Below are 11,593 nucleotides of genomic sequence, written 5' to 3'. Positions count from 1 at the left end.
GTGTCCCGCCTCGCGCCGCCCCGCCCGGCGCGGTCCGCCGCCGGACCGCGCCGGGCACTGCTCGCGGGCTCCGCCGGGAACTTCACCGAGTGGTACGAGTTCGGCGTCTACGGCGCCTTCGCCACGGTCATCGCCGACCGGTTCTTCACCCCCGCGCAGGCGGCCGGGCAGGGCGGCGCCGGCCCGCTGGTCGCCGCGTACGCCTCCTTCGCGGTGTCCTTCTTCTTCCGGCCCGTCGGAGCCGTCCTCTTCGGCCGGATCGGCGACCGCGCCGGCCGCCGCCCCGCCCTGGTCCTCGTCATCGCCCTGATGACCCTGGCCACCACCCTGATCGGGCTGCTCCCCGACCGGGACGCCATCGGCGCCGCCGCGCCCTGGCTGCTCACCCTGCTCCGCGTACTGCAAGGGCTCTGCCTGGGCGGGGAGTTCGGCGGGGCCGTGGCCCTGATGACGGAATCGGCACCGCCGGGCCGGCGCGGCCGGCACGGGGCCTGGCAGTCCTTCACCGTCGCCCTGGGCCTGCTCGCCGGCGCGGCCGTCGCCGCCCTCCTGGCCGGGCTGCTCGGCCCGGCGGCCCTGCACGCCTGGGGCTGGCGCATCCCCTTCCTGCTGGCCCTGCCGCTCGGCCTGGCCGCGTACCGCCTGCGCACGGGCCTCCCCGAGGACCCGCCGCCGGCCCCCGCGCCGGCCCGGCCGCCGGACCCGGCCCCGGCGCCCGAGCCCGCACCGCCGGAAGCCGTACCGGCCGCGGCGGGTGCCGGGCCGGCCGGCCGCGCCGCGGGCGGTACGGCCGTCAGCGGTACCGGCCCCGGGCCCGCCCGCACGACCCCCGCAGGGGCCGGAACCGCCCGGGCCGTCGGTCTCGGGGTCGCGCGGCTCATGGGCTGGTCCGCGGCCGGGTACACCTTCCTCGTGGTGCTGCCCTCCTACCTCCAGGCCACCCTCGGCGCCTCCTTCCGGCAGGCCCTGACCGCGACCGCCCTCGCCAACCTCGGCTTCGCCGCCGCCATCCTGCCCGCCGGGATCCTCAGCGACCGGGTCGGCCGCCGGCCCGTCATGCTCGCCGGGGCCCTCGGCGTCACCCTCCTCGCGCTCCCGCTGCTCCACCTCCTCCAGGACCCGGCGGCCGCCGCCCCCGCCAAGGCCGCCGCCGTCCTCGGCGCGGGCGCCACCGTCGGGCTCCTCGCCGGCCCGGGGCCCGCCATGCTCGCCGAGATGTTCCCCGCCCGCGTGCGCTGCACCGGGCTCGGGCTGGCGTACGCCCTCACCGGCGCCGTGTTCTCCGGCTGCGCGGGCCTCGTCATCACCGCCCTGACCGCCGCCACCGGCGACCACGACGTCCCCGCCTACTACGCCGCCGGCACCTGCGCCCTCAGCGCCCTCGCCCTGGCGGGGCTGCGCGGCGACGACCACCGCAGGCCCCTGGAATGAAGGTGATCGGCCTGATGTCGGGCACCTCGTACGACGCCGTCGACGCGGCCGCCGCCCGGCTCACCCCGGAGGACGGCGGCGAGACCCTGCGGCTGGTCCCGCTCGGACTGGTCAGCGCCCCCTACGAGGACGGACTGCGCGACGCCCTCGCGGCGGCCCTGCCGCCCGCGCCCACCACCCTGGCCGACGTCTGCCTCCTCGACACCCGCATCGGACAGGCCTTCGCCGCCCTCGCGGCCCGCGCCGACCGCGAACTGTGCGCCGGCCGCGCCGCACTGATCGCCTCGCACGGCCAGACCGTCTACCACTGGACCGACGCCGGACGGGTCCACGGCACCCTCCAGCTCGGCCGCCCCGCCTGGATCGCCGAAGCCACCGGACGACCCGTCGTCTCGGACTTCCGCCCCCGCGACATCGCCGCCGGCGGCCAGGGCGCCCCGCTCGTCGCCCTCGTCGACCTGATGCTGCTGCGCGGCCGCCCCGGCACGCCCGCCGCCCTCAACATCGGCGGCATCGCCAACCTCACCGCCCTGCCCCGGACGGGCCCGCCCGTCGCCTTCGACACCGGCCCCGGCAACGCCCTGATGGACGCCGCCGTACGCGAACTCACCGGCGGCCGGCTCGGATACGACGAGGACGGCGCCCTCGCCGCCGCCGGCCGGGTCCACGAACCGCTCCTGCTGCGCCTGCTCGCCGAGCCCTACTACCGGCTGCCCGCGCCCAAGACCACCGGCAAGGAGCTCTTCCACCACGGCCACCTGCGCGCCGCCCTCGACGGCTGCGCCCCCCTCCCGCCGCAGGACCTCCTCGCCACCCTCGCCCGCCTCACCGCCCGTACCGTCGCCGACGCCCTGCGCCCGCTGCGCGTCACCGAGGTCGTCGCCTCCGGCGGCGGCACCCGCAACCCGGCCCTGATGGCCATGCTCCGCGAGGAACTGCCCCCGCGCACCGCCCTGCTGGACTCGGCGGCACTGGGACTGCCCGCCGCCGCGAAGGAGGCGTACGCCTTCGCCGTCCTCGGCTACCTCGCCCTGCACGGCCTGCCCGGCAACGCCCCCGGGTGCACCGGGGCACGGGGGCCCCGGGTGCTCGGCTCCCTCACCCCGGGGCGCGCACCGCTGCGGCTTCCGCCCGTGCCCTCCCGGCCGCCGGTACGGATCGCGGTCGGCCCGCCGCCGTGACCCCGGCCGCGTCCGGGCGGGGCGCGGGACCCGGGCGCGGGTGCAGGGAGCAGACGGCGGTGGTGCCGGGAGGCAGCACCCGCACCCACGGCCCCGGCCGGTCCGGCAGCAGCGCGAGCAGCGCCGGCAGGGCGGAGGCGAAGCACAGCAGGCCCCCGTCCGGCTCCCGGTGGTAGTAGAGCGGGGTGCCGCCGGCCCCGGCGGCCAGCACCAGCACCGGTTCGGCGCGTGCGTCGACCACGGCCGCCGCGTACGCGCCCTCGACGTGCGCCGCGAACCGGTCGCCGTCCAGCGCGAAGGCGGAGTGCGCCAGCGCCGCGTCGTTCCGGTCGGCGACCGGGAGGCCGCGGACCTCCAGCCGGGTGGCCAGGGCGAGCCGGCCCTCGATCCCGCCGTCGAGGGCCGCGGCGACCCCGCCCCGGTCGAAGACCCGGCCGGACGCCAGGGCCCACCCCTCGCCGCGGCTGAGGCGGATCCCGCCGGAAGGGCCGGTGCCCAGCCGCGCGGCGGCGGCGTGCAGCCGGTGCGCCGGGAGGCCGGCGCCGTAGTGGCCGAGGAACGCGTACATGGTGATCACTTCCTTGAGACGGCCCCGCCCGGGGCGGGGAGCCCGCCGTCCCGGCCGCCCGGGACGGAGACCCGGGCGCGGTCCGGGTCCCGGTCGGGTACCGGGATCCGCCGGCCGGCGGGCACGAGTTCGGCGAGTGCTGCTTCCAGGTCCCCGGCGGAGACCGGGGTGAGCAGGGAGCCGTGGTGGGCGTACGGGTCGCCCAGCCCGCGCAGCAGCACCATGCGGGCCTCCTCCCGGCCCCCGGTCACGGCCGCCGCGACCGCGCGCGGGCGGACGCCGTCGGGCAGGGTCCTGGCGGCGCCGGCGCGGGCCAGCAGGTCCTCGTGGGCCGCCTCGTCGGCCGGGCCCAGCAGGCCCCGGCGGCGGGCGACCGCGGCGGCGGCGCGCAGGCCGAGGGCGAGCGCGTCCCCGTACGGCAGGCCCGGCCCGGCGAGGCCCCGCACGGCCCGGGCGACGGGCTCGCCGTAGCGCAGGGCGGCGGCGGGGCCGCGGCCGAGCGGGTCGTGGGAGCAGAGCGCGGCCCGGGCCTCCAGGCAGAGCGAGACGTACGACGCCAGGGCCTGCGGGTCGTACCCGCCGCCGGGCCGCAGCCCGGAGGCCACCCGCCCGGCCGACGCCGGGACGACGGCCAGCACGGTGCGCAGCAGCGGCGCCAGCCCGGCGCGCAGCCGGTGCGGCGGCAGGGTCGCGAGGTACTCCAGGTCGATCCGGACCAGGGCCGGCGCCGCGAGGCGGCCGGCGGGTCCCGCCACCGACAGGGCCGTGTCCGTCATGGCCCGCAGCGTGGTGGGCAGCCGGACCAGGGCCGGCCGGGTGCCGTCGGGGTACCGGGCCCGGTCGGCCGCCTCGATCACGCGGCTGCCGCCGAGCGCTACGGCGAGGGCGCCGTCCGGCACCACGAGGGGGCCGTCTCCGTCGGGCCACAGCACCCCGGTGGGCGCGGCCGCGCCCAGCAGGCGCAGCGCGCGCGCCGCGTGCTCGCGCGGCAGCCCGGGGTCGGTGACCAGGGCGATCCGGCCGGGGGCGAGGTCCCGCAGGACGTCGGGGAGTCCGTCCGGCGGGCCGTCCCCGCAGCGGATCCGCACGGGGACGTGCACCGGGCCGACGAGCAGGGACCGGTCGATGCGGACGGAGGAGAGGTGTGCGGACATGCCGCCCACGATCGGGGCGCCCGCACCCCAGCGGCATGAGGCCCAGACCCCGTACCGGTCCCTCCCGTCCGGTCCCACCCCGCCCGTCCGGTCCCACCCCCGCACGGCGCTGTCACTCAGAGCGACGGCTGGTGACTGCTAGTGTCGGTCCGTGGACGAAGAAGACCGCACCATTCCCCGGGTCTTGATCGTCGACGACCACCCCCTGTTCCGCGAGGGGCTGCGGGCCGCCCTGGAGAGCACCCGGGGCGCGGTCGTCGTCGCCGAGGCCGAGACCGGCGGCGAGGTCCCGGACGCCGTGGACCGCCACCGGCCGGACGTGGTCGTGATGGACCTCTCCCTGCCCGACGTCTCCGGGATCGAGGCCACCCGCCGCCTCGCCGGCACCCACCCCGGCCTGCCCGTCCTGATGCTCACCATGTCCGACGACGACGGCAGCCTGCTCGCCGCCCTCCAGGCGGGCGCCCGCGGCTACGTGGTCAAGGGCGCGGGTTCCGAGGAGGTGCTGCACGCCCTGCGCACGGTCGCGGCGGGCGGCGCCGTCATCGGCTCCGAGATCGCGGCCCGGCTCTCCGAACTCCTGGCCGGCGGCCGCCGCCGCGACGCCGGACGGCTCTTCCCCTCCCTCACCTCCCGCGAGGTGGAAGTCCTCGAACTGATCGCGCGCGGCCACGACAACCGGCGCATCGCCCGGGAACTGGTCCTGTCCGAGAAGACCGTCCGCAACCACGTCACCCACGTCTTCGAGAAGCTCCAGGTCACCTCCCGCGCCGAGGCCGTGGCCCGGGCCCGGGACGCGGGCCTGGGCGGCGACGCCGGCTGACCCCGCGGGCCCGGGAACCGGGCCGCCCGGAAACCGGGACGCCCGCCCCATGCGCCCGGGACCGGGCACGCACCAGGCTGGAAACCAACGCACCGAGCGGCCGGGGAGGCCGACATGCGCACAGCGAACCGGACCACCGCGAGCACGCCCCGCTCGGGGCCGGAGATGCTGCCCGCCTACGCCGTCTGCGTCCTCACCATGCTCGCCGCCATCACCTGGGGCATCGTCACCCTCACCCACATCGGCGACCCGGCCCTGCGCACCGTACGCCTCCACCTCGCCGCCGACCACGTGCTCGCCGGCCTGGGCATCGCCCTCACCGGCATGGTCTTCGCCGCCCGCCGGACCGCCCGGGTCCTCGGGTGGCTCATGCTGTGCTCGGGCTGCCTGCTGACGCTCGCCCAGGTGGTGCCGCAGACCGCGGTGGTGCACGGAGCGGGCCCGCGCGTGCTCACCGCCGTGTTCATCCTGGTGGCGGTCGCCTTCACCCTGGTCAACATCATCATCTACCCCATGCCGCTGTGGCTGCCCACCGGCCGCTTCCCCCGCTGGGGCGCGCCGTACGTGGCCTTCACCGCCCTGTTCAGCGCGGCCCAGCAGTACTACGTCTTCACCAGCCCCGGCTTCGTCTACTACGGCGTCGAGACCCCCATCGCCGGCTCCGGATGGGCCGCTCTGGAGCGCCTGCTGACGCCGTGGATGGACACCGCGCTGCGCTGGGTGCCGCCCTTCATCGCGGGCATCGGCATCCTCGTCATGGCCGTCCGCTGGCCGCGCTCCGCCCCGTCCGACCGCCCCTACGCGATCCTGGCGGTGCCCTACCTGCTGTGGCTCGCGGTGATCGCCGTCAACCAGTACGGCGACCCGCCGATGGGCTTCGAGGTCGTCATGGTCTACCTCGCCGCCGCGTCCTGGCCGGCGACCGTGGGCTACGTCCACATCCGGGAGCGCACCTGGGCCCTGGACCGGGCGGGACGCCGCATCCTGACCGCGTTCGTCCTCACCTTCGGCCTGTTCATGGCCTACGCGGGCGGCGCCTTCGTCCTCGACTACTTCGCGCCCGGCTCCCTCACCCCCGAATCCGGGCTGATGGCCTGCCTCACCCTGCTGGTGGGCTTCCTGCTGCGGCCCACCGCGCGCTGGGCCGCCCGGCTCGTCGACCGCTACTACTACGGCGAACGCGCCCAGCCTTACCAGGCGGTGCGCGCCCTCGCCGACCGGCTCAGCCACGCCCTCGACCCGGGGGACATGCCCCGCCTGCTGTGCGACACGGTCGTGCACACCCTCCACCTGCCCGCCGCCCGCCTGGTGATCAGCACCCGGCACGGGGACCGCGAACTGGCCCGCCTGGGCAGCCCCGGCAGCGGCGACGAGGCCTTCCCCCTGGTCCACCGGGACAACGCCATCGGCCACCTCTACGTCCCGCCGCGCGCCGGTGAACTCGCCCTCGACCAGCAGGACCGGGAGGCCGTGCGGATCCTGGCCGACCACAGCGCGCCCGCCATCGCCTCCCTCCAGCTCTACGAGGAACTCCAGACGAGCCGCGAGCAGATCGTCCTGGCCCGCGAGGAGGAACGGCGCCGGCTGCGCCACGACCTGCACGACGGCCTCGGCCCCGCCCTGTCCGGGCTGCGCCTCCAGGTCGACGCGGCCCGCGCGGCCATACCGCCCGGCACCCGGGCCACGGACTCGCTGGCCGCCGTGTCCGAGGGCATCGGGCAGGCCATCGACGAACTGCGCCACATCACCGGCGGACTGGCCCCCGCCGCCCTGGACGGCGCCGATCTGCCCCGGGCCCTGCGCCAGCTCGCCGAACACCTGGGCCGCACCCTGCGCATCACCGTCAGCCTGGCCCCCGAGCCCTTCCCGGGCCTGCCGGCCGCCGTGGAAGTGGCCCTGTACCGGATCGCGGCGGAGGCCCTGAACAACGTCGTCCGCCACGCGCGGGCCGGCCACGCCCACGCGGCGGTCGTGCTCACCCCCGAAGCGGTGACGGTGGAGGTCACCGACGACGGGTCCGGCGTCCCCGCGGGCGCGCCCCGCGACACCGGGGTGGGGCTGCGTTCGATGGCCGAGCGCGCCGAGGAGCTGGGCGGCACCTTCGACCTGGTCAGCTCCGGAACCGGGACCGTGGTCAGGGCCGTACTCCCTCGTACGGCCGGGACCGGCACGGGACCCGGGGACCATGTGCCCGGGACAGGGGGCTCCGTACGTTGATGGTCCGAAGCCCGAACGGGCCCGGAGAACCAGAGGAAGAGGAACCATCATGTACGCGAAGATCGTGAAGCTCGCTCCGGTGGCACTGGTCACCGTCGGCCTGATCCTGGCCGGTCCGTCCGCACTGGCCGCCCCCCAGCAGCAGTCCGACGTGGTGTCGGTGCTGGAGCACAAGGCCAAGGGCAAGAAGGGGCCCTACCCGAGCAAGTCGTCCTGTGAGGCGGCCGGCAAGTCGGGCCACTACAAGAGCTACTACTGCAAGCAGATCGACCACAAGTGGTGGCTCTACTACACCACGAAGTGACCGGAGGACAGCTCCTCCAGCCGGGCCCGGGACGCACGTCCCGGGCCCGGCGCACGTGCGCCCTCGGCTCACGTACGGGGCGCGGGCGGCGCCGCCAGGGGCGCGTCGCCCAGCTGCACGAGCGTCAGCAGGACCAGCGCGTCCGTCCAGCCGAGGGGCACCACGGCCTTCGGGAGGCCCTGCGCGTCCACCGTCTCGGGGAGCTCGCCCAGCACGTTGCGCTGCGCCAGCACCCAGTCCAGGACCGCGGAGCCCTTCGCCCGCTCGCCCGTCGACGACCAGGCGAGCGCGAAGAACGAGGTGCTCGCCGTCCAGGTGATGTTCCCCCACCGCGTGTCCGGGTCGCTGCCCGGCACCAGACCGCCGTTGGGCCGCAGCAGCTCCCGGTAGGTGGTGTCGAGCGCCCCCGGGAGACCGGCCGGCGCCTCGTTGAACGGCGGCGCCATGAACGCCGCCGCGCTGTCGTGGCCGTGCAGCCCGTCCGCCGTGCGCTGGTAGCCGAGCGGCGCGAACCGCTTGGCGATGCCCCGCTCCAGCCGGCCCGCCGCCTCCGTCCAGCGCGCGGCCTCCTGCTGCCGCCCGAGCCCGGCGGCCAGGTCGGCGGCCGCCCGCAGTCCGGACAGCAGCGGCGCCGCCGTGCCGATGTTGGCGGTGTCCGTGGGCAGTTCCCAGTAGTCCGGGGAGGCCGGCGGCAGCCCCTCCCCGTCCAGGGAGGCCGCCGCGTAGTCGGCCGCCTTCAGGATCGCCGGGTACAGCACCCGCAGCCGCTCCGCCCGGTCGGCCGCGGGCGCCGTCCGGTACCACTGCCAGGTGGCCCAGGGCACCCAGCCGTTCGCGTCCAGCTGCCACCGCCGGTCGTCCGGCGGCCCCGAGCCGTCCAGCTTGGTACGGGCCTCCCAGGTGCCGTCCGGCCGCTGCGTCCGCGCGTTGTACAGCAGGATCCGGTACGCCTCCTCGTCGTGCCCGGTGTGCGCGAACGCCGCCGCCGCGAAGGCGGAGTCCCGGGGCCAGGAGAAGTCCCAGAACGGGTACCAGGCCGCCGCCAGCGCACCGTTCGGCCGCAGCAGCGCCCGCATCGACAGCAGCGCCCGCTCCGCGCCCTCGCGCCGGGCCCCCGCCGCCCCCGGCACCAGGCCCCGGTCCAGCCAGCGCCGCGACTCGGCGATCTGGGCCAGCGCGCCCGCGTCGCCCGCCTCGACCACCCTCGACTTCTCCGCGCCCTCCGGCAGGTAGCGCCAGCGGCCCGAGGGCAGCACCAGGACGTTGCTGCCCTCCACGTAGCGGGCCCCGACGGCGAAGGCCGGGTCCACGGCCTCCACCGCCCGCCCGTTGGAGAGCAGGCCCGCCGTCCGGGCCGGCTTCATCGAGGCCGGGACGTAGCAGGCCTCGGTCTCCCCGCACCGCTCGGACCCGGCCGGGTTCACGTAGAACGCCAGCCGGCCCGAGCCCGGCTGCCAGCCGCCCCGCGCCTGGTCGTACTGCGCGGCCGCGGGGGAGCCGGCCGCGGCCGTCCGCGTGCCGTGCCAGGTCACCGCCCCGGCCTCGGCGGTGGTGGCCTGCGCGAACAGGTAGTACCGGGCGCCGGGCCGCAGCGCCGCCGTCAGCGGCACCTCCACCCAGCCCGTGCCCGGCCCGCCCAGGGCGGCCAGGTCCACGGTGGCCGAGGCGATCGCGGAGCCGGCGTCGTCCCGCGCGGTACGGACCTGCACGCCCAGCCTCCCGGTCGAGGCCGTGCTGCCGATGAACAGCGAGACCCTCGACAGCCGGTCGTCGTCCGTACTGAACTCCTGGGCCCCCGCCCGTCCGGTGCTTCCCGAGCCCTTGATCCCGTACAGGGCCACCTCGTGCCCCGCCTGGCCGTCGAAGGCGGACCGCCCGTCGGGCGCCAGGGGCCCGCTCGCGGCGGCCGCCCCGTCCGCCGTCTGCAGCAGCGTCGCCAGCAGGGCGGTGGCCAGCAGGACGGACCGTGTGCGCATCACGCATTGCCTCCACTGTGATGAAGCGTCAATAAGCCCGGCAGAGCGCGTACGCGGCGCCATTCATCCAATATCCCCGGCCGGGGCGCCGCCGGGAGACGTGACCGCCCCTGCCGCGCCGGACACCCCGCAGCACCGCCCGGACGGTCCAACGCCCCGTCACCGGCCGGGGTAACGGCCCGACCGCCACCGCCGCCTCACCAGTGCTCCACAGCCGCACAAGCGGCACACCACCGCACTCGAACACGCTCTCCCTGTCCAGCCGCGCGCACCCATCGCGCGCACCCGAACCGACCGGCACACGAGGCGCCGGGCCACACCCACGGGGGAAATGTGATCACTCGACGGACCGCACTCCGGGCAGGCGTCGCCGCCGGCAGCATCGTCGGCACCGGAGGCATGCTGCTGCCCGTCGTGAACGCCGCCGGGAACGGCACGGCCGGTGCCACCGCGGGCGCCGCCGAGCTCGACCCCGTCGGCATAGCCAAGTTCACGCAGAAGATGCCGCTGCCCCCGGTCCTGACGCCCTACCTGAACACGGGCACGACCAGCTACTACCGCATGACCCTGAAGGAAGCCACCAAGGAGATCCTGCCGGGCATCAGAACCCCGCTGCGCACCTTCAACGGCTCCTTCCCCGGCCCCGTCATCAAGGCCGAGTCGGGCCGGCGCGTCGTGATCAAGCAGACCAACTCCCTCGCCGTCCCCACCTCGATCCACCTCCACGGCGCCCACGTCCCGCAGGACAGCGACGGCGCCCCGATGGACCTGATCGCGGCCGGCGGCGGCAGCAAGACGTACACGTACCCCAACACCCAGCCCCACGCGAACCTGTGGTTCCACGACCACGCCCACCACATGGAGTCGGAGAACGTCTACCGCGGGCTGACCGGCACCTACATCCTCACCGACGACATCGAGCGCCGGCTGCCCCTGCCCGCGGGCCAGTACGACGTCCCGATCGCGCTGCGCGACGCCCGCTTCCTGGAGAGCGGCGAACTCATCTACCAGATGGGTGACTTCATGAAGCGCAACGTCATCATGGCCAACGGCAAGGCCTGGCCGTACTTCGAGGTCGCGGCCCGCAAGTACCGCTTCCGCCTCACCAACACCTCCAACCAGCGCTTCTTCGACCTCCACCTCGCCGACAACTCCGAGCTCGTGCAGATCGGCACGGACGGCGGCCTGCTCCCCGCCCCGCACCGCACCGACGTGGTCAAGATCAGCCCCGGCGAGCGCGCCGACGTCGTCATCGACTTCTCCCGCTACCCCGTCGGCACCGTGATCGAGCTGCGCAACAAGGACTTCCCGCCGTTCGAGCCTGCGGAGGCGGTCAGCAAGGTCCTCCAGTTCCGGGTCACCCGCACCGCGGCCGACCGCAGCTCCGTCCCGGACCGGCTGCGCACCCTGCCCGCGCTCGGGCCGGCCAGCGTCACCCGCGAGTTCGACATGAAGATGGACGAGGAGCCCGGCGGCACCGGCGCGTACATCAACGGCAAGACGTACGACATGGACCGCATCGACACCGAGATCGCCTACGGTGCCACCGAGATCTGGACCGTGACGAACAGCAACAAGCTCGCCCCGCACAACTTCCACATGCACCTCGTGCAGTTCCGGGTGCTGGAACGCAACGGCAAGCCCGTCACCTCCGGCCCCGAGACCGGCCTGAAGGACACCGTGCCGCTCAAGCCGGGCGAGACCGTCAAGGTCCAGGCCACCTTCGACGGCTACCGCGGCACCTACGTCTACCACTGCCACCTGTTCGACCACGGCGCCATGGGCATGATGGCGAACATGCGCATCTCCTGACGCCCCGCACGCCTTCCCCTCCCCCTCCGCCCCGGCGGCCTCGTCCAGCCGCCGGGGCGGACCCCTGCCCGTTGCCGAACCGGGGCCGTGATCGTTTGACCGCCCGACGGGCAGACGTACGGGAACC

The 11,593-nt window shown here is 75.9% G+C and carries 9 protein-coding genes; 6 read left to right on the top strand and 3 right to left on the bottom strand.

All coding sequences use genetic code 11. The features are described from left to right. Together AC07A6_RS02065 and AC07A6_RS02060 are read left to right on the top strand one after the other, a co-directional pair. Nucleotides 1–1,431, top strand: coding sequence for an MFS transporter (locus AC07A6_RS02065; protein ID WP_478775691.1), 1,431 nt, complete (start codon nt 1–3; stop codon nt 1,429–1,431). Next, nucleotides 1,428–2,612 (top strand): anhydro-N-acetylmuramic acid kinase, encoded by a 1,185-nt coding sequence (locus tag AC07A6_RS02060; protein ID WP_478775690.1) that lies wholly within the window; start codon nt 1,428–1,430, stop codon nt 2,610–2,612. The genes AC07A6_RS02065 and AC07A6_RS02060 overlap by 4 nt, the downstream gene beginning before the upstream one ends. On the opposite strand, the gene AC07A6_RS02055 is transcribed toward AC07A6_RS02060, so the two are convergent. Both AC07A6_RS02055 and AC07A6_RS02050 read right to left on the bottom strand, forming a co-directional pair. After that, nucleotides 2,530–3,180 carry a class II glutamine amidotransferase domain-containing protein gene (locus tag AC07A6_RS02055; RefSeq protein ID WP_478775689.1) on the bottom strand — a complete coding sequence of 217 codons (651 nt, stop codon included), beginning with the start codon at nt 3,178–3,180 and terminating at the stop codon, nt 2,530–2,532. The two genes, AC07A6_RS02060 and AC07A6_RS02055, sit on opposite strands and share 83 nt — an antisense overlap. A 5-nt stretch (nt 3,181–3,185) precedes the next feature. Beyond that, nucleotides 3,186–4,334, bottom strand: coding sequence for a dehydroquinate synthase/iron-containing alcohol dehydrogenase family protein (locus AC07A6_RS02050; RefSeq protein WP_478775688.1), 1,149 nt, complete (start codon nt 4,332–4,334; stop codon nt 3,186–3,188). Between the two features lie 151 nt (nt 4,335–4,485). On the opposite strand from AC07A6_RS02050, the gene AC07A6_RS02045 reads away from it, so the two are divergent. The 3 genes from AC07A6_RS02045 (at nt 4,486) to AC07A6_RS02035 (ending at nt 7,678) form a co-directional block, all read left to right on the top strand. After that, the gene (locus tag AC07A6_RS02045) at nt 4,486–5,157 is read left to right on the top strand and encodes a response regulator (RefSeq protein WP_478775687.1); all 672 of its coding nucleotides are present in this window, start codon (nt 4,486–4,488) and stop codon (nt 5,155–5,157) included. Between the two features lie 114 nt (nt 5,158–5,271). After that, nucleotides 5,272–7,374 (top strand): sensor histidine kinase, encoded by a 2,103-nt coding sequence (locus AC07A6_RS02040; RefSeq protein WP_362458582.1) that lies wholly within the window; start codon nt 5,272–5,274, stop codon nt 7,372–7,374. Nucleotides 7,375–7,423: 49 nt separating this feature from the next. Beyond that, nucleotides 7,424–7,678 (top strand): hypothetical protein, encoded by a 255-nt coding sequence (locus AC07A6_RS02035; RefSeq protein WP_478775686.1) that lies wholly within the window; start codon nt 7,424–7,426, stop codon nt 7,676–7,678. 68 nt (nt 7,679–7,746) lie between these two features. On the opposite strand, the gene AC07A6_RS02030 is transcribed toward AC07A6_RS02035, so the two are convergent. After that, the gene (locus AC07A6_RS02030) at nt 7,747–9,654 is read right to left on the bottom strand and encodes a glucosidase family protein (RefSeq protein WP_478775685.1); all 1,908 of its coding nucleotides are present in this window, start codon (nt 9,652–9,654) and stop codon (nt 7,747–7,749) included. Nucleotides 9,655–9,987: 333 nt separating this feature from the next. Between AC07A6_RS02030 and AC07A6_RS02025 the strand changes: the two genes are divergently transcribed. Continuing rightward, complete coding sequence (locus tag AC07A6_RS02025) at nt 9,988–11,466, top strand: multicopper oxidase family protein (protein ID WP_362458591.1); 1,479 nt, start codon at nt 9,988–9,990, stop codon at nt 11,464–11,466. Nucleotides 11,467–11,593: the final 127 nt, after the last annotated feature.

This window comes from Streptomyces sp. NPDC044002 (assembly GCF_056434525.1).
Note: the sequence above shows the minus strand (reverse complement) of the source record. Positions and strands in the feature narration are given on the sequence as shown.